The organism is Pseudomonas sp. GM60 (assembly GCF_000282415.1).
Classification (GTDB): Bacteria; Pseudomonadota; Gammaproteobacteria; order Pseudomonadales; family Pseudomonadaceae; genus Aquipseudomonas; species Aquipseudomonas migulae.
Window position 1 is genome coordinate 52,078 of record NZ_AKJI01000036.1, and the last position, 18,127, is coordinate 70,204.

Annotated in this window: 18 protein-coding genes and 1 pseudogene; 5 read left to right on the forward strand and 14 right to left on the reverse strand. The window is 60.9% G+C overall.

The genetic code is table 11. From position 1 onward, the window contains the following. Positions 1-301: 301 nt before the first annotated feature. Complete coding sequence (locus PMI32_RS19975) at positions 302-751, reverse strand: cupin domain-containing protein (protein ID WP_008027236.1); 450 nt, start codon at positions 749-751, stop codon at positions 302-304. 138 nt (positions 752-889) lie between these two features. Beyond that, positions 890-1,276: a DUF1801 domain-containing protein gene (locus PMI32_RS19970; RefSeq protein WP_008027239.1), complete on the reverse strand. Its 387-nt coding sequence runs from the start codon at positions 1,274-1,276 to the stop codon at positions 890-892. 208 nt (positions 1,277-1,484) lie between these two features. Here PMI32_RS19970 and PMI32_RS19965 point away from each other — a divergent pair, with 208 nt between their 5' ends. Further along, a complete protein-coding gene (locus PMI32_RS19965; RefSeq protein WP_008027241.1) occupies positions 1,485-2,861 on the forward strand; it encodes a pyridoxal-phosphate dependent enzyme in 1,377 nt (458 codons plus the stop codon). Next, the gene (locus tag PMI32_RS19960; protein WP_008027244.1) at positions 2,858-4,036 is read left to right on the forward strand and encodes a cystathionine gamma-synthase; all 1,179 of its coding nucleotides are present in this window, start codon (positions 2,858-2,860) and stop codon (positions 4,034-4,036) included. The genes PMI32_RS19965 and PMI32_RS19960 overlap by 4 nt, the downstream gene beginning before the upstream one ends. A 108-nt stretch (positions 4,037-4,144) precedes the next feature. Here the strand turns inward: PMI32_RS19960 and PMI32_RS19955 are convergent, their stop codons facing one another. Beyond that, positions 4,145-5,245: a polyamine ABC transporter substrate-binding protein gene (locus PMI32_RS19955; RefSeq protein WP_008027246.1), complete on the reverse strand. Its 1,101-nt coding sequence runs from the start codon at positions 5,243-5,245 to the stop codon at positions 4,145-4,147. A gap of 836 nt (positions 5,246-6,081) precedes the next feature. On the opposite strand from PMI32_RS19955, the gene PMI32_RS19945 reads away from it, so the two are divergent. After that, a complete protein-coding gene (locus tag PMI32_RS19945) occupies positions 6,082-6,510 on the forward strand; it encodes a nuclear transport factor 2 family protein (protein ID WP_008027251.1) in 429 nt (142 codons plus the stop codon). Positions 6,511-6,560: 50 nt separating this feature from the next. Here PMI32_RS19945 and PMI32_RS19940 read toward each other — a convergent pair whose 3' ends face one another. The 11 genes from PMI32_RS19940 to PMI32_RS19890 form a co-directional block, all read right to left on the reverse strand. Then, positions 6,561-6,836, reverse strand: a complete 276-nt coding sequence (locus tag PMI32_RS19940; protein ID WP_008027252.1) for a DUF971 domain-containing protein — start codon at positions 6,834-6,836, stop codon at positions 6,561-6,563. Beyond that, positions 6,833-7,795: a HEAT repeat domain-containing protein gene (locus tag PMI32_RS19935; RefSeq protein WP_008027254.1), complete on the reverse strand. Its 963-nt coding sequence runs from the start codon at positions 7,793-7,795 to the stop codon at positions 6,833-6,835. The genes PMI32_RS19940 and PMI32_RS19935 overlap by 4 nt, the downstream gene beginning before the upstream one ends. Continuing rightward, a complete protein-coding gene (locus tag PMI32_RS19930; RefSeq protein ID WP_008027256.1) occupies positions 7,792-8,640 on the reverse strand; it encodes an ABC transporter ATP-binding protein in 849 nt (282 codons plus the stop codon). Before PMI32_RS19930 ends, PMI32_RS19935 begins: the two co-directional genes overlap by 4 nt. Continuing rightward, entirely contained in the window at positions 8,640-9,422 is a 783-nt protein-coding gene (locus PMI32_RS19925) for an ABC transporter permease (protein ID WP_032828664.1), read from the reverse strand. The genes PMI32_RS19930 and PMI32_RS19925 overlap by 1 nt, the downstream gene beginning before the upstream one ends. Positions 9,423-9,554: 132 nt before the next feature. Continuing rightward, positions 9,555-10,961, reverse strand: coding sequence for an ABC transporter substrate-binding protein (locus PMI32_RS19920; protein WP_008027260.1), 1,407 nt, complete (start codon positions 10,959-10,961; stop codon positions 9,555-9,557). Positions 10,962-11,225: 264 nt separating this feature from the next. Further along, on the reverse strand, positions 11,226-11,471 hold the full coding sequence (locus tag PMI32_RS19915; RefSeq protein ID WP_007946457.1) for a 4Fe-4S dicluster domain-containing protein: 246 nt from the start codon (positions 11,469-11,471) through the stop codon (positions 11,226-11,228). Between the two features lie 25 nt (positions 11,472-11,496). Then, positions 11,497-13,227: a fumarate reductase/succinate dehydrogenase flavoprotein subunit gene (locus tag PMI32_RS19910; protein ID WP_008027262.1), complete on the reverse strand. Its 1,731-nt coding sequence runs from the start codon at positions 13,225-13,227 to the stop codon at positions 11,497-11,499. Beyond that, positions 13,224-13,976 carry a GntR family transcriptional regulator gene (locus tag PMI32_RS19905; protein ID WP_008027263.1) on the reverse strand — a complete coding sequence of 251 codons (753 nt, stop codon included), beginning with the start codon at positions 13,974-13,976 and terminating at the stop codon, positions 13,224-13,226. Before PMI32_RS19905 ends, PMI32_RS19910 begins: the two co-directional genes overlap by 4 nt. Before the next feature lie 306 nt (positions 13,977-14,282). Further along, a complete protein-coding gene (locus PMI32_RS19900) occupies positions 14,283-14,693 on the reverse strand; it encodes an SRPBCC family protein (RefSeq protein WP_008027266.1) in 411 nt (136 codons plus the stop codon). Between the two features lie 27 nt (positions 14,694-14,720). Further along, a complete protein-coding gene (locus PMI32_RS19895; RefSeq protein WP_008027268.1) occupies positions 14,721-15,518 on the reverse strand; it encodes an SDR family NAD(P)-dependent oxidoreductase in 798 nt (265 codons plus the stop codon). Positions 15,519-15,520: 2 nt separating this feature from the next. Further along, complete coding sequence (locus PMI32_RS19890; RefSeq protein WP_008027271.1) at positions 15,521-16,537, reverse strand: aldo/keto reductase; 1,017 nt, start codon at positions 16,535-16,537, stop codon at positions 15,521-15,523. Between the two features lie 228 nt (positions 16,538-16,765). Between PMI32_RS19890 and PMI32_RS19885 the strand changes: the two genes are divergently transcribed. Continuing rightward, the gene (locus PMI32_RS19885) at positions 16,766-17,671 is read left to right on the forward strand and encodes a LysR substrate-binding domain-containing protein (protein ID WP_008027273.1); all 906 of its coding nucleotides are present in this window, start codon (positions 16,766-16,768) and stop codon (positions 17,669-17,671) included. A gap of 275 nt (positions 17,672-17,946) precedes the next feature. Further along, positions 17,947-18,127 (forward strand): annotated as a pseudogene (locus tag PMI32_RS19880) (hypothetical protein); the annotation flags it as partial.

Sequence of the window (18,127 nt, forward strand, 5' to 3'; positions counted from 1 at the left end):
CTATCGCCGGCAAGCCGGCTCCTACATGTGCGTGAGTGTTCCGGGAATGTCCGGTTGACATAAATCCTGTAGGAGCCGGCTTGCTGGCGATTGTGGCGTATCAATCACCATTGATGTTGGCTGACACACCGCTATCGCCAGCAAGCCGGCTCCTACAAGTGCGTGTATGAATGGGGAATGTTCGGTTGACGTAAATCCTGTAGGAGCCAGCTTGCTGGCGATGGTGGGTCAGCTGAATCGATGTCGACTGACACTCCATCGCCAGCAAGCCGGCTCCTACAGGGTTTTGCGTGCCTTTGGCTTACTGTTTGATCACAACCAGCGGTTCGCCTTTCTTGACGATGTACGTCGCCAGTTCGGAGCCGGTTTTGGTTCCGATGTTCTTCGCGACGTGCGCAACGCCGGCCGGGATGTACAGCGAATCACCGGTTTTCAACGTGACCGGTGGCTGCCCTTCCAGTTGATATTCGAACGTGCCGTCGATGACATAAGCCACTTCCACGCCCGGATGGGAATGGTTGGGCGACGAAATGCCCGGATCGATATCAACCCGTACCTGGATCACTTCACGACCTTCGACATCGAGGTCCTTTTTCAGGAGATCGGTGCGATGAATCCCCGTCTGCCAGCTTTTTGCAGGGGCCTTCACTTCCTCGGCCTGAGACATCCCGGAGAACGCCGCGAGTGCGGCAGTGGTGACAACAGCGACGCCAAGCATTCTGGCGGTGTGACGAGCGTTGATACGGAACATGGCATTTCTCCGGGTGATACCGTTGTGGTGCCCCATTAAGCGGCCGTCGTGTATCGGGCACGTGTCGCGGATGCCATGGTTTTGTAAGCCAAGATAGCTGCGGCCCCGAGGGATACACGGGGATACAAACCGGCCGACTCATTTGGAGGTGTTGAGCACCACCGCCGCCCTAATCAGCGCCTTCAATGCTTTTTCATCAAGCGTCTTGCCCTCATGCACATCAATCGCCCGGCGGGTATTGCCTTCCAGGCTGGCGTTGAAGAGATGGGCAGGATCGTCCAGCGCAGCACCTTTCGCGAAGGTCATTTTCACCGCCGTTTTGTACGTCTCGCCCGTGCAGATGATCCCGGCATGCGACCACACCGGCACGCCCCTCCACTTCCACTCCTCGACCACGTCGGGGTCTGCCTGTTGGATGATCGCCCTGACGCGCGCGAGCGTCTCGCCCCGCCAGTCATTCAATTCCCTGATTCGTGCGTCGATCAGCGCAGAGGCCGTTTCGCCCCCGCTGCTTTCCTTCGTCATGGTGCTCGCCCTCGGCCGATGGTGGTCGCTTGAGTATTGTCGACTCGGGGATTCTCTCCAGCAATCAGGTGACCGGCTGGTCGCACAAAGTTGCGAGAGGCGCATTCGCGGCCTATGGTCCAAACGATGCATTGCTGGCGACTGGCGTGCGATGGCTCGCCGCCGGTTGCTGTCCTTCCCGTGCGAATTTTCGCAAAGAGGTGACAACATGCCGAATGACTCCCGCCCTGCCGTGCTTGAACTGATCGGCAATACGCCGCTGGTGCGCGTCAGCCGCTTTGACACGGGCCTGTGCACCCTGTTTCTGAAGCTCGAATCACAGAACCCCGGCGGCTCGATCAAGGACCGCATCGGCCTGGCGATGATCGACGAAGCCGAGCGCGACGGCCGGTTGAAATCTGGCGGCACCATCGTCGAGGCCACGGCCGGCAACACCGGCCTCGGTCTGGCCCTGGTTGGCCGTGCCAAGGGCTATCGGGTGGTGCTGGTGGTGCCGGACAAAATGTCCACCGAGAAAGTCTTGCACCTCAAGGCCATGGGCGCCGAGGTGCACATCACCCGCTCCGATGTCGGCAAGGGCCATCCCGATTATTACCAGGACGTCGCGGCACGGCTGGCGCTGGAAATTCCCGACGCATTCTTCGCCGATCAGTTCAACAACCCGGCCAACCCGCTCGCCCACGAGTGCAGCACCGCACCGGAGATCTGGGCGCAAACCCAGCATGACGTGGATGCGATTGTCGTCGGCGTCGGCTCGGCCGGCACGCTGACCGGGCTGACCCGTTTCTTCAAGCGCGTACAGCCCAATCTGGAAATGGTGCTGGCCGACCCCATCGGTTCGGTGATGGCCGAATACAGCCGCAGCGGCACCATGCAGACACCCGGCTCATGGGCGGTGGAAGGCATCGGTGAAGACTTCATCCCCTCGATTGCCGACCTGTCCAGCGTGCGCCACGCCTATTCGATCAGCGACGAGGAGAGCTTCGATCACGCCCGCCAACTGCTGCGCGCCGAAGGCATCCTTGGCGGTTCTTCGACCGGCACCCTGCTGGCGGCGGCGCTGCGTTACTGCCGCGAACAAACCACGCCCAAACGCGTGGTCAGCTTCGTCTGCGACACTGGCACCCGCTACCTGTCGAAGGTCTACAACGACCAGTGGATGAACGATCAGGGCTTGCTCAAGCGCAAACCTTATGGCGACCTGCGCGATGTGATCGCACGGCGATTCGAGGATGGCCGGGTGATCAGCGTCGGCCCGGACGACACGCTGCTGACGGCGTTCCAGCGCATGCGCCTGGCGGATGTGTCGCAACTGCCGGTGCTGGCGGACGGCAAGCAACTGGTCGGCGTGATTGACGAATCCGACATTCTGCTGGGCATGCAGGAAGATCCTTCACACTTCCGCTTGACCGTGGCCAGCGCAATGACCGACAAAGTAGAAACCCTGCCGCCCAGCGCCAGTCTGGAAAAGCTGCAGGCAGAACTCGATCGCGGGTTGGTCGCGATCATCGCCGACGCCTCGGGCTTCCACGGCCTGATTACTCGCGTCGACCTGCTCAATCATTTGCGGAGATCCCTTGCATGAGTCAACACGATGAAAACGCCGCGGCACGCGCCTTTGCCACTCGGGTGATCCACGCCGGGCAAACGCCGGACCCGACCACCGGCGCATTGATGCCACCGATTTATGCCAACTCCACCTATTTGCAACAAAGCCCCGGCGTGCACAAGGGTTTCGATTACGGGCGCTCGCACAACCCGACGCGCTTCGCCCTGGAGCGTTGCGTCGCCGACCTGGAAAGCGGCACCCAGGCCTTCGCGTTCGCCTCCGGGCTGGCGGCGATTTCCACGGTGCTGGAACTGCTCGACGCCGGTTCGCACATCGTGTCCGGCAATGACCTGTACGGCGGGACGTTCCGACTGTTCGACAAGGTGCGTAAACGCAGCGCCGGGCATCGTTTCAGCTTCGTCGACCTGACCGACCTCGGGGCGTTCGAAGCGTCGTTGCAGGACGACACCAAAATGGTCTGGGTCGAGACGCCGAGCAATCCGTTGCTGAGCCTGACTGACCTCGCTGCCGTCGCACGTATCTGCCGCGACCGCGACATCATCTGCGTCGCCGACAACACCTTTGCCAGCCCATGGATCCAGCGCCCGCTGGAGCTGGGTTTCGACATCGTGCTGCACTCGACCACCAAATACCTGAACGGCCACTCCGACGTGATCGGCGGCATCGCCGTGGTCGGGCAGAACCCGGAACTGGCGCAACGCCTGGGTTTCCTGCAGAACTCGGTGGGCGCGATCGCCGGACCGTTCGACGCGTTTCTGACCCTGCGCGGCGTGAAAACCCTGGCGCTGCGCATGGAGCGTCACTGCAGCAACGCGCTTGAGTTGGCGCAATGGCTGGAGCGCCAGCCGCAAGTGGCACGCGTCTACTACCCGGGCCTGCCATCGCACCCGCAGCATGAATTGGCGAAGCGGCAGATGCGCGGTTTCGGCGGGATGATTTCTGTCGATCTGAAGAGCGATCTGGCGGGCGCCACGCGTTTCCTTGAGAGCGTTCGGATATTCGCCCTGGCCGAGAGTCTGGGCGGCGTGGAAAGCCTGATCGAGCACCCGGCGATCATGACCCACGCCACCATCCCCGCAGAAACCCGCGCACAGCTGGGCATCGGCGACGGGCTGGTGCGGTTGTCCGTGGGGGTTGAGGATGTCGAGGATCTGCGTGCCGATTTGGCGCAGGCGCTGACGCGGATCTAAGCATGTAGGAGCGAGCTTGCTCGCGATGGACGTTAACGATAACGCGTGCTGCCTGAATGCCCGCGTTGTCTGGACGTCCATCGCGAGCAAGCTCGCTCCTACAAAGTGTTATTCGCCGGACTTGATGCTCGTCCAGACCCGCGTGCGCACCCGCTCAAGCTTTTGCGGCAGCGGTTGCACCACATACAGGGTTTTCAACGCTTCGCTGGTCGGCGTCAGGTTCGGGTTGCCGGTGATCTCTTTGTTGATCAGCGCAAGCGAGTCCTTGTTGGCGTTGGGGTAGCCAAGGAAATCACTGATCGGGGCGATAACTTTCGGGTCCAGCAAGGTGTTGAGAAACTCGTGGGCTTCCTCCACGTTCTTCGCGCTTTTTGGAATCGCAAAGGTATCAAACCAGATCGGCGCGCCCTCCTTCGGCAAGCGCCAATCGACCACTACGCCGTTACCCGCTTCCTTGGCGCGATTGCCGAACTGGTAGAAGCTGCCGGAGTAGCCGATGGCGACGCAGATATCGCCGTTGGCGATGTCGGTCATGTACTTGGCGGAGTTGAAGTAGGTGACGTAAGGGCGAATCTTCAGCATCAATGCCTTGGCTTTTTCGTAGTCGTCCGGGTTCTGGCTGTTCGGGTCCAGCCCCAGATAGTGCAGCGCCAGCGGCAGGATTTCCGAAGGTGAGTCGAGCATGGCGACGCCACAGGATTTCAGCTTCTGCATGTTCTGCGGGTTGAACACCAGATCCCAACTGTCCACCGGCGCATTCTCGCCCAGCGCGGCCTTGACCTTGGCCGGGTTGAAACCGATCAGCACGGTGCCGTACATGTAGGGCACGCCGTACTGGTTGCCCGGATCGTTCTTGTCCAGCAATGCGAGCAGTGCCGGGTCCTGGTGTTTCCAGTTCGGCAGCTTGGACTTGTCGAGTTTCTGGAATACACCGGCCTTGATCTGGGTTTCGATGAACTGGTTCGACGGCACCACCAGGTCGTACCCCGAGTTACCGGTCAGCAGCTTGGCTTCCAGCGATTCGTTGGTGTCGAAGGTGTCCCAGGTCACTTTGATTCCGCTTTTCTGGGCGAAGTCCTTGGGCACGGACGGAAGGATGTAGTCCGCCCAGTTGTACACCCGCAATTCCCGCTGTTCGGCGTGCACGGCACTGGCCAACAGCGTCAGCCCACAAACAGTGGCGCCCAGTATGCGTTTCATCATGACCATGAATGAATTCCCCAAATGTGTCGCTCGTTGGTTTTTATGTTCTGTACACGGCAGGCCTTAAAAATTGCCCAGGGCAAGGAAAACAGGATTTCAGTTGTGGATTCGCAAGCGTGCTGAAACAGCAATGCTGCTTCGATTCTTGCTGACGAACGAGTGAGTTCATAGTGCGAGGTCGGCCAAAAGGAGATAGAAATGGCCAATATCGGTGTCCCGGTGGATCCGGTGGCGGAAGACGCCCTGATCACCCTGTTGTACGCAATCCCTGTAGGAGCCGGCTTGCTGGCGATAGCGGTTGACCAGCCAACATCATGGGTGACTGACACACCGCTATCGCCAGCAAGCCGGCTCCTACAGGTTTGGCGTCAATCTGGAAATGAGTGAAATACGTGCATTTGGGTGAAGGCAAAGGCCACAAAAAAAGCCCGCACAAGGCGGGCTTTGGGATTCGAGTAGGTGGCCGGCGCTGGTCTCCGGCTTACAAGGTTTATCAGGACTCTCACAGAAGAGTTTTGTGCTCTTCTGCTTCACACGGCATAAGGGCTGGATCTCAGCGCGGAGATCTTTCTAACCGTGTACCCTTCGGAACGCGCCCCACGTGTCCTTGCCATCCGCTTGCGCATCAGTCTGCGTCTTCACCTACAAATTCAAGACTAGTACACCCCCCCGAACCGCGCCCCTGAATTTTTAGAACGATTTTGCCCATGGCGACGGACGTCAGGACGGAAAAATACTAACCAGTGGCCGAGGGTTTTGCCGCCGGAGGGTTTCCCTTCAAGCCCTTTGATGTACAGTCTTCGCCGACGTTTGCAGAACAACAAAAAATACAGGAGTTGAAAATGTCGGAACTGAAACTGCATCCAAACGCCGCACAATCCTTGAACCAGTGGCACGCGATGATCAAAAAGGCTGACTTGAAGGCCTTGCCCGAATTGTTGGACCCGCAAGTGGTTTTCCGCTCGCCGATGGCGCACACGCCTTATCCAGGGGCGCCGGTGGTCAATATGATTCTCAACACGGTGTCCGGCGTGTTCGAGGATTTCCAGTACCACCGCGAACTGTCGACTGCGGACGGCTTGAACGTCATCCTCGAGTTCAGCGCCAGGGTCGGTGAAAAACAGCTGAAGGGCATCGACATGATCCGCTTCAACGAACAAGGAAAAATCGTTGAATTCGAGGTGATGGTCCGCCCCCTGAGTGGCTTGCAAGCCTTGGGTGAAGAGATGGGGCGCCGACTGGGCGCTTTCCTGGCCGCCAGCAAAGCCTGACCACTGCGCAGCGCTTCATCGGCGGGCACACTCACCGGTGAAGCGCGTCATCAGGCCAAGCTCGAAAGATACGGCCAGGGGTAGATGCCACGTTCGTGGCCATCGCTGAAAATCAGTTGCAGGCCATAGCCCTGCGCGTTCAATTCGATGACTTGCACTCGGTCATCGACCCTCGGCGTCAACCCTTTCAAGCGAAACGCCCGGCATTGCGAACACGGGCATTGCCGGCGCAACTCGGCATGATCCAGCAACTGCTCACGACCATCCGGCCAATTCAGTCGCAGCTGCTGTTTGCTCCGGGAATTGCCGATCGCCAGCGGGTTCATTGCAACTGACTCAAGGCAATGCGCACGGCTTTGCGCACTTCCGGGTCGCCATCGTTCTGCGCGGCCTGCAACGGCGCAACTGCGCCTTTATCGTTCAATTCGCCAAGGGCCAACGCGGCTTCCTTGCGCAGGTTGCTGATGCGATGACCGAGGGTTTCGATCAATGCGTCCAGCGCCGGGGCATAACGCAAGCGACCGAGACTGCGGGTGGCGCGCAGGCGCACTTGCCAGTAATCATCGCTCAACGCTTCGACCAATGCCGGGCCGGCGTCGGTATGACCGACCTTGCCGAGGGTGGTCGCGGCTTCTTCGCGCACTTGCCAGGCGCCGTCCTGTAACGCCTGGCGCAGGGCCGGCAGGACGTGCGCATCGGAGGCCAGGCCAAGGGCTCCCGTGGCGGCGCGACGGACTTCAGTGTCCGGGTCGTGACTGGCCAACGTCGCCAGGGCCGGCAATGCATCGAACTGTTTGAGCCAGCCGAGCACGCCAACAGCTTCGCGGCGAACGCTGGCGTCTGCATCGCCCAGCGCCGCCAAAGCAGCGGTCGCGGCATCGGGAAAACGCAATTCGCGCAACGCCCGGAACGCGGCGATACGCACGTTGATGTCGGCATGCCCGGTCCACGGCAGAATCACCCTGCCCGCGGCTTCACTCTTGAGCAGGCTCAGGCTCTGCGCGGCGGCGGCCTGCACGGCCGGCGACGGATCGGTCAACGCCTGGCACAGCGCTTCAACGACCGGCACGTCCTCCCAGGCTTCAAGCAGGCGCGCGGCTTCGGCGCGAACCTCTGCGGTCGGGTCTTCGGCCAGTCGATCGACCAGCCACAGCAAACCGTCCGGCTCTTCCAGGTCTGCCAGCTCGATCAGGGCGATCCGGCGCACGCCGGCGTCGGCATCGGTCAGGCGCGGTTGCAGGGCGAGAATGTCATCGTTATCGGTTACATCGAATAGAGAGGTCATAGGGCAAATCGCGGCAGTTTGTTTTCAGGGGGAAGTCCGAGAGGGTTCAGGCGCGGTAGCTGCCGACCGTCTTCGTGACGCAGTAATTCGAGGCAATGGCGCTTCAAGCGGGAAAACTCATGGCTTGTCACCAGCTCGCTGGTGCGTGGCCGAGGGAAGTCGAGGCGCAGGTCTTCGATGATCCGCCCGGGACGCGTGCTCATGACCAGCAGTCGGTCGGCGAGGAACAGCGCTTCGTCGATGTCGTGGGTGACGAACACCACGGTGGTGCGAATCCGTGTCCAGATGTCCAGCAGCAGCTCTTGCATGTTCAATCGGGTCAGCGCGTCGAGGGCACCGAAAGGTTCGTCCATCAGCAACAAGCGCGGACGGTTGATCAGCACACGGGCGATTTCCACCCGCTGCTGCATGCCACCGGACAACTGATCCGGCCAGCGCTCGGCGAACCCTTCGAGGCCCACCAGCGCAAGGATTTCATCGGCGGCTTCGTGCCGTTCGGCCTTGCCGATGCCGCGCATTTTCAGGCCGAACGCGACGTTGTCGCGCACCGTGCGCCAAGGGAACAGCGTGTGGTGCTGGAACACCATGCCGCGCTGGGGCGAAGGACTCGACACGTCTTCGCCATCGACTTTAAGGCTGCCGGCGCGAGGTTGCAGGTGTCCGGCCAGCGCGCCGAGCAAGGTCGATTTGCCGCAACCGGAGGGGCCGAGAATGCACACGAACTGTCCCGGTTCGATCTGGCAATCGAGGCCTTGCACGGCTTCGAATGCGGCACGGCCCTCGCCGAGGCTGATCGACAATCCGCGAATATCGATGCGCCCTTCAAGGTGTTGAAATACGCTCATCAGGCTTTTCCTCGTGGTCGATGCCAAGGCGTCAACAACCCGCCCAACCGTTTGATCAGCAGGCTGCTGCCCATGCCGAGCACGCCGATCAGCAACATGCCGACGACGATGTCGGCGTAGTTCTGGATGGTGTAGGACTCCCAGGTGTAATAGCCGATGCCGTATTGGCCGGAGATCATTTCGGCGGTCACCAGGCAAAACCACGAGGTGCCCATGCCGATGGCGAGGCCGGTGATGATGCTCGGCGCGGCGCCCGGCAGAATCACCTCCAGCAGAATTGCCCGACGCCCTGCCCCGAGGCTTTTCGCCGAAGCAATCAGGCGCGGGTCGACGCCTTCGACGCCGTGCACGGTGTTGAGCAGGATCGGGAACAGCGCGCCGGTGAAGGTGATGAAGACCATCGACAGTTCCGACGACGGGAACATCAGGATCGCCAGGGGAATCCAGGCGACGGCGGGGATCGGGCGCAGGACTTCCAGCGGCGGCAACAGCAAATCTTCGGCCCATTTCGAACGGCCGATGGCCAGGCCCAACGCGATGCCGATGATCAGCGCCGCGAGGTAACCGGCGAAGACCCGGCTGAGGCTGCTGCTCAGGTGCTGGGCGAGTTTGCCGGAATCGCGCAGGCCCAAAGCGGCTTCGATCACCGCCAGCGGTGTCGGGACATTGGCGAAGGTGACCAGGCCGAGGTTCCAGTGGTGGCTGGCGGCGAGTTGCCAGAATAAAAGGCAGAGCAGCAATGACGCTGCCCTCGGGATCCAGCGGATAAATGATCGATACACAATTCTTCCTCTCAACCGAGCCCCCTGTAGGAGCGAAGCTTGCTCGCGAAGGTGTGTCAGTCGACATTGACTTAGCTGACACTCCTTCGCGAGCAAGCTTCGCTCCTACAGGGGATTGCGGGGTTCTGGCGGTTAGCGGGCGGCAACCGCCTGGGTGGTGGCGTCGGTGAAGTCGAGGACTTTGCCGCCCTGGGCCGTGGCGAATTGCTGGGCCTGGCCCTTGAGCAGGAACGCGCTGAGGCGCCCTTTCGCGTCACTGGCAAACCACGCCTGATCCGCCAGCAACTTGATCCCGCTGTCACTCGCCTGGGCATACACCGCGCGGATGTTTTTGCCTTCGGACTTCAAACCGGCCAACGCCGTGAACGCCGATTCCGCCGAGGCGTACTGCCGGACTTTCGGCTCGCCGCGCACCCAGATCTCGGCCACATGACTGAAGTCGGTGATGGCCTTGCCGCTCAACGCATCCACTGCCTTGAGCGGGGTCTGACCGTAGTTGGCCAGTTGCGCGGTGTAGTCCAGCTTCGAGGCCTTGAACGCGGCGCGGATGTACTGGTCGTCGATGAAGGTGTTGAGGTCGAGACCGCGATCAGCCTTCTTCAGCAGTTTGAGGGTGTCGATGGCGGTGCCGACCGCCTGGCGATATTCCGGCTTCCAGCTAAGGTCGCGGGTCTGCACGCCGAGCGGGCCGTGGAACAGGTAATTGACCTCGGCATCGACGCCGGTGACCTTGGCGATCAACTCGCTGTACTTCTCGGGCTCTGCCGCCAATAACTGGTTGGCTTCGAGGCTGGCGCGCAGGTAGGCAACGACAATTTCCGGGTACTTTTTCGCGTAGGCCTGATCGACCAGCGCACCGTGGAACGTCGGCGTGTTCGCCTGGGAGCCGTCATAGATCTTGCGAGCAAAACCACCGCTCGGGAACAGTTCGGCGAACGGCACAAAGTCGGCGTGGGCGTCGATCTTCCCGGCCTGCAACGCGGAACCGGCGACTTCCGGCGGCTGGGCGATGATGTTCACGTCTTTGAGCGGGTCCCAACCCTGAGCCGCCACGGCGCGCAGCAACATGCCATGGGCGGTCGAAGCGAACGGCACGGAGATGGTCTTGCCCTTGAGCTCGGCCAGCGACTGTACGCCCGAAGCACTCGGCACGACGATGCCGTTGCCGCCGCCCTTGATGCTGCCCGACAGCACGCTGATAAACAGGCTGTGCTTGCCGGCGGTTTCGAACGCGACGCCGTTGAACGAACCAGGGAAATCAGCCATCGCGCCGAAGTCCAGTTTGCCGGCGACCATCTCGTTGGTCAGGGGCGCGCCGCTGGTGAAGTTCTTCCACTCGACTTCGTATTTGGCGTCTTTGTATTGGCCATCGTGGGGCAAGTATTTGTCCAGCAGGCCGAGCTCGCGAATCAACAGGCCGCCGGCGGCGCAGTTGATCGTGGTGTCCTGGGTGCCGATGGCAATGCGGATGGTTTCGGCGGAGGCCGACAAGGTGAAAGAAGCCAGTACCAGACCGGCCAATGCTGCACGCAATAACATGGGTGTGTCCCCTCGAATCATTTATAGGATGTTCGTCTCCGCCACGATCAGGGCGTGGTGGGAAACGAGGGGTGTTTGAAGCAGGCGTCCGGTGTTGCCGGGTAGCGTTTTATGTTGTTTGGGCTGGCCTCTTCGCGAGCAAGCCCGCTCCCACATTGGAACTCGATCAATTGTAGGAGCCGGCTTGCTGGCGATGGTGTGTCAGCCAAAGAGATGTCGACTGACACTCCATCGCCAGCAAGCCGGCTCCTACAGTTCGGTGTTTCAACGCAATAAATAGGGGATTTCGACTTTCACGGCCCCGGTCGGGCAGTCCTTTTCGCACGGCATGCAGTACCAGCATTCGTCGAAAGCCATGTAGGCCTTTTGCGTGGCCGGGTTGATCGCCAGCAAGTCCATCGGGCAGACGTCGACGCACACGGTGCAGCCTTTGTGGGCGATGCACAGGTCCTCGTCGACCGTGACGGGCGCGTTGGAGCGGAAGAAAATTTCCTGGGGTTGATAGGCCATTGGTCGGTCTCTCTTATGGTCAGGCTCAGGCCGCAAAGGCACCGACGCGCAGCCGGTCGTAGGCCTGCATTTCTTCGGCATCCAGCGGGATGATGTAGGGCTCGACGGCTTTCTTGAAACTGCTCATCTGGCCGTTTTCATCCTTCTTCAAATGGCAATGGCAGAACCAGTCGCTGTCGTTGCGCTGCGGGTGATCGACCCGATAGTGGTAAAGCCCCCAACGACTTTCGGCGCGGAACAACGAAGCGCGGGCGGCCATTTCAGCACAGTCGCGGATCATGCTGACTTCCATCGCGCGCATCAGCTCGTGGGCGTTGTGGGCCTTGATCTGATCAAGATCGCGCTGGATATCGCTGAAGCGTTGCAGGCCGATCTGCATCTTCTTGGTCACTTTCGGCGGTTGCAGGTAATCGTTCACGAAGCGTCGCAGCTTGTACTCGACCTGGGCTGGCGGCAGTCCGTGTTCGCGGTCCAGCGGTGCATAGACCCGTGCTTTCTCTGTCTCGATCTGCTTGGCATCGACCGCTGAAAATTCGCGATCGGCGACAAAATCCGCCGCATTAGTGCCGGCAAACCAGCCGTAGGTGAACGCGCCAAGCATGTAGTTGTGCGGCACGGCGGCCATGTCACCCGCCGAATACAAACCCTTGACCGAGGTTTCGGCCTTCTCGTTGACCCACACACCCGACGCCGAATGCCCGCTGCAAAAACCGATTTCGGAGATGTGCATCTCGACCATCTGCGTGCGGTAATCGGTGCCGCGATTGGCGTGAAACTGGCCGCGACTCGGGCGTTCGTTGCTGTGCAGGATCTCTTCGATGTTCTGAATGGTTTCCTCGGCCAGGTGATCGAGTTTGAGGAACACCGGGCCGTTGCCGCTTTCGAGTTCCTGGTGGAACTCCCACATCATCTGGCCGCTCCAGTAGTCGCACTCGATGAAGCGCTCACCCTTGTTGTTGGCGGTGTAGCCGCCCAACGGGCCCGTAACGTAGGCGCAGGCCGGGCCGTTGTAGTCCTTGATCAGCGGGTTGATCTGGAAGCATTCGAGGTTCGCCAGTTCGGCCCCGGCGTGATAAGCCATGGCATAACCGTCGCCGGCATTGGTCGGGTTTTCGTAGGTGCCCATCAGGTAACCCGAGGACGGCAAACCGAGGCGCCCGGCAGCACCGCACGCGAGGATTACCGCCTTGGCCTTGATCACATGAAAATCGGCTGTTCGGCAGTCGAAGCCCATCAGGCCGTTGACCGCGCCCTCTTCATCCGTCAGCAAGCGCGTGCAAACGACACGGTTGGTGATGCTGACCCGGGCGCGTTTCAACTGGCGGTACAGGACTTTCTTGATGTCGTGCCCTTCCGGCATCGGCAGCACGTATGCGCCCATGTGGTGGACCTTCTTCACCGCGTAGTCGCCGGTTTCGTCCTTCTCGAACTTGACGCCCCAGCGGTCCAGTTGCTCGATGGTTTCGAAGCTGTGGGTGGCGTAGGCGTAGACCGCAGCTTGATTGACGATGCCGTCGTTGGCGATGGTGATTTCCTTGGTGTACTGCTCCGGCGTGGAATGGCCGGGAATGATCGCGTTGTTCAGGCCGTCCATGCCCATGCTGATCGCGCCGCTGCGCTTGACGTTGGCCTTGTCGATCAGCAACACACGCAGGTCGCGGTTGCGCTCCTTGGCCTTGATTGCCGCCATGGGACCTGCCGTGCCACCGCCGATCACGACGATGTCGTATTCCTGTTCGAGGGTACTTCTTGTCATGCCTGCGCCCCTTTTTGCCGGTCGATCCGCAGGCGGTACTGGAACGCATCGCCGCGGTAGTAAAGGTGTTCGAAGTCCACGGGTTGCCCGCTGGCATCGTGGGTCAGACGCTCGATGCGCATGATCGGCGAGCCGGGTTCGATGTTGAGCGCCTGGGTCAGGTCGCTGTCGGCGAGTACGGCGTCGATGGCCAGATCGGCATGACCGAGGGCCAGGCCGCAGTCGTTTTCGAGGATCAGGAAGATGTCGCGGGTGACCAGATCGGCCTTTTCCAGCCGTTCACCGATGGTTTTGGGCAGGTAGGTGATTTCCAGTGAGATCGGCTCGCGGTTGATCAGGCGCACCCGCTTGATCTGCGCCACGATCTCGCCTTCGGCCACCTGCAAACGTTCGGCGACGAGTTTGTCGGCGGGGATGAATTTGAAACTGCGCAGGCGGTTGATCACCTCGTAGCCGCGCCCGGTCATGGACTCGGCGAGGCCTTGCAGGGTGCTGACGTTCTGGAAGGTTTTCGGCTTGGCGACGAACGTGCCCTTGCCGTGAATCTTGAAGATCAACCCTTCCTTTTGCAGATCGCCGAGGGCCTGGCGCACGGTGATGCGGCTGACTTTGAACAACGCGCCAAGCTCGCTTTCCGAAGGCATCTGACTGTCTTGCGGGTATTCGCCGTCGAGAATGCGGGCACGCAGGACGTCGCGCAGTTGAGTATGCAAAGGAACGCTGCTGAGGGAGAGAACGTTATCGGTCATGGCAGATCACTTGTTATAACGAGTTATGACGTGATCTTAGAATTCTAATGTGGGGGTTGAGAAATACTGTTTGAGAATAAGGTTAGATTCGCGGGATGGCGCGTTACCTGACGCACCGCGTTGCATGGATCGCCGGCAAGCCGGCTCCTACAGGATTGGTGTCAACCAAACACTCCCGGCACGCATACGCACTTGTAGGAGCCGGCTTGCTGGCGATGGCGCCCGTAAAATCGCCATCGCCAGCAAGCCGGCTCCTACAGGACTTGCGTCAACCGAACATTCCCGGCAAACGGAACGCCGCCCGGTTTACACGGGGTAGTTGGCCCGCAGGGCTTCGAGGCCGCCCTGGTAAATCCCGGCAAACAACGCCGCCACTTCTTCCTCGGTCACACCGACCGGCGCAAACCGCCCCGACCAGGTCACCCGGGCGCCCTCGCCTTGCGCTTCAACGCGGATCGTCGCCAGGTAATCAGTCGCCGGAAACGGTGCCTGCAAAATCGAGTAGCTATACGTCTTCCCGGCGTTATCAAACGACTCAAGCCGTTCCACCACTACCGCGCCATCGGCGGTTTGCAGACTGCGCACCCGCCCGCCTTCGCTCAGTTCGCTTTTGGGAATGAACGGCAGCCAGTCCGGCAGTGAGTTGAAGCCGCCGATCAATTGCCAAACCTTGTCGGCCGAAGCCGGGATGTCGATAAACGCTGATGCAGTTGCCATGCAGTCCTCTCTCCTCAATCAAAAAATTCAGATCGCCAGACTGTCGACGACACCGCCGTCGACTCGAAGGGCGGCGCCGGTCGTGGCCGATGACAGCGGTGAAGCGATGTAAGCCACCAGGTTGGCGACTTCCTCGACGTCCGCCACGCGCTGGATGATCGACGTCGGCCGGGCCTTGCGCACGAACGCATCGGCTTCTTCGCGCACACTGCGCCCCGATTCAGCCGTTGCATCCTTGAGCATCTGCTCCAGACCGTCGGTCAAGGTCGGGCCTGGCAGGATCGCATTAACCGTCACGCCCGTGCCCGCCAGCCGTTTGGCCAGGCCATGAGACACCGCAAGGTTGGCGCTTTTGGTCACGCCGTAGTTGAGCATGTCGGCCGGAATCGCAATCCCGGATTCCGAGGACAGGAAAATCACCCGGCCCCAGCCCTGCTTGACCATGTCCGGCACGTAATGCCGTGACAGGCGCACACCGGAGATCACGTTGACCTCATAGAACCGCGTCCACTCGCTGTCCGGCGTGTCGAAGAAATCCACCTCGTTAAAGATCCCGAGGTTGTTCACCAGAATGTCCGCTCGCGGCTCGGCGGCGAACAACTGCTCGGCACCTTCGGCAGTGCCGAGGTCTGCGGTCAGGCCACGCAGTTGCGCGGCCGGCACGCTCTGGCGGATGCTCACCAGCGCTTGCTCGACCTTGGCCGTCTCGCGGCCGATCACCACCACCGTCGCACCGGACTCGGCCAGTGCCTTGCTGATGCCCAGGCCAATACCGGCGGTGCTGCCGCTGACGATGGCGAGTTTTCCAGTCAGATCGATCTTCATGCTCAAACTCCTGCGAGGGGTAATGGAGCGCGTTCGGACACCAGTTTCGCGTCGCGCATGGCTTGCCAGAACGCAGCGGGAATGACGGCTGACAACGCAGCCACATCTTCAGCAATCCGGTCCGGACGGCTGGAACCTGGAATCACGGCGGCAACGGCCGGGTTAGCGAGGGAGAACTGCAATGCAGCGGCCTTGATGTCGACGCCGTGAGCCGCTGCGATACGTTTGATCTGCTCGACTTTATTGATAATCGCCGGGCTGGCCTTCTGGTATTCGAAATGCGCACCGCCGGCCAGAATCCCCGAGCTGTAGGGACCACCGACCACGATCTCGACGTTCTGCGCCAGCGCGGCATCCATCAGGCGTTGCAGGGCACGGTCGTGATCAAGCAGCGTGTAGCGGCCCGCCAGCAAAAAACCGTCCGGCTGGGCTTCGGTCAGGTCGAGGGTCAGTTCACACGGCTCGACCTTGTTCACGCCCAGGCCCCAACCCTTGATCACGCCTTCTTCGCGCAAACGGGTCAACACTTTGAACGCGCCGGTGCGGGCCTGGTTGAAGTATTCCAGCCATTGATCACCGTAGAAGTCCTGCGCGATGTCGTGGACCCAAATAATGTCCAAACGATCGGTTTGCAGACGCTTGAGGCTGTCTTCGATGGAACGCATCGTCGCGTCGGCGCTGTAATCGTTGACGATCTTGTTCGGGCGGCCGTGTTCGAACACGCCGCTCTTCTCACCCAGATCACGGGCGGCTGCGTCTTCGACTTCATCCAGAATCACCCGCCCGACCTTGCTGCTCAGCACATAATCGTCGCGGTTGTATTGGGACAGCGCGGCGCCCAAGCGAATTTCCGACAGGCCCGAACCGTAAAACGGTGCGGTATCGAAGTAACGCACGCCGGCATCCCAGGCGGCGTGCACGGTGGCCAGCGCTTCTTCTTCAGGGATGGCGCGGAACATGTTGCCCAATGGGGCAGTACCGAAACCCAGCGCGCCGGGCAGTTTGTCTTTCAAGCTCATGAAAAAATCCTCTCGAATGTCTCGTAAACCTGTAGGAGCCGGCTTGCTGGCGATGGATGTCAACGATAACGCGGGCTGTCTGAATGAACGCGTCGCCTAGACGTTTTTCGCCGGCAAGCCGGCTCCTACAAAGAGCGGTGTTTGCTTTACCGTTGAGCCAATCCTAGATTGCGAGGATCGGACCGTCCAAGACATAATGCGCAGTACTTGAGTCCCTATAGGTCTGACATGATCGACATCCGCCAATTGCGCTACTTCGTCGCCGTCGCCGAAGAAGAACACGTCGGTCGCGCCGCCGAACGCCTGCACATTTCCCAATCGCCCCTGAGCCGGCAGATCGCCCAGCTTGAGGAACGCCTGGGCCTGACCCTGTTCGAGCGCAGCCAGCAACGCATCCGCCTGACCCGCGACGGCCAGACCTTTCTCGCCGAAACCCGCGCCCTGCTGACCCACGCCAATCGCCTGGAATCCCTCGGCAAACGCCTGGGGCGCGGTGAAGAAGGCGGCTTGTGCATCGGCTACATCGAAAACGCCATGCACGCCGGCGTCTTGCCCAATGCCCTGCGCGTGCTGCGGGTCGACCGGCCGAACGTGCACGTCGCGCTGTACAACCTCAGCTCCGCCGAACAACTCGAAGGCCTGCGTCAGCGTAGTCTCGATATCGCACTGGTCAGCGAACCACCCGTCGCCGACGATCCAGACCTGCTGGGTTTTCAGGTGCTGGACGACCCGATGCTGCTGGCCTTGCCCGAGCATCATCCGCTGGCCTTGCAAGCGGAACTGACCCCGGCAGATCTGGCCGATCAGGAATGGATCGGCGTGCAACACCGCCAGAACTGCGCGAGCCGCGACGACTTCATCAGCGCCTGCATCCGCGCCGGTTTCACCCCGGACATCCGCATGGAGGCGACCGAGCCGTTCACTGCACTGGGGCTGGTGGCGTCGGGGCTGGGGATCGCGATGATTCAGAAAGGCTTGAGCCGCAATGCGCCGCCGGGTGTGGTGCTGCGGGAGGTGCCGTGGATTTCATTTACCACGCCGCTGTGGGCCGCGTGGCATCGGGTGAATTTGCGGCCGTTGGTGGAGACGTTCAGGAAGGTGCTGACTGAGCCGGGGGATGTTCACAGCGGCTGAAGTTTGCGCTGAGACAACTGCCCCTTCGCCGGCAAGCCGGTCTCGCTCCCACAGTAAAGCCGCGTACACCTGCTCGCGAAGAGGCCGGCGCAAACACCGCAAAACCAACGCACGAGAGTTGATCAGGCGCACCTGCGGTTTTGCGCGTGGAAAGATCTCGCCCATGGGTTCCGGTGAGAACCGGAACAAGGCATAACTATCAGTTCTGTTAGTTCCCACCCAAAGCGAACTCGCCAATACTGATCGAAGGCACGTTGAACCTTCGGAGCATCCCCATGCTGTTGCTGCGCGAATCCCTCTGCCACTATTGCTACGACGCCCTCGACCGGCTGATCGGCCATGCACGGCAAGGCGCGCAACGGCATCAGCGCTTCTACTGCAAAAGCCGCCTGGCCACCGAGATACAAGGCGCGATGCAGTATTCGATCGTCCAACACGGCGATTTGTTGTTGGCGC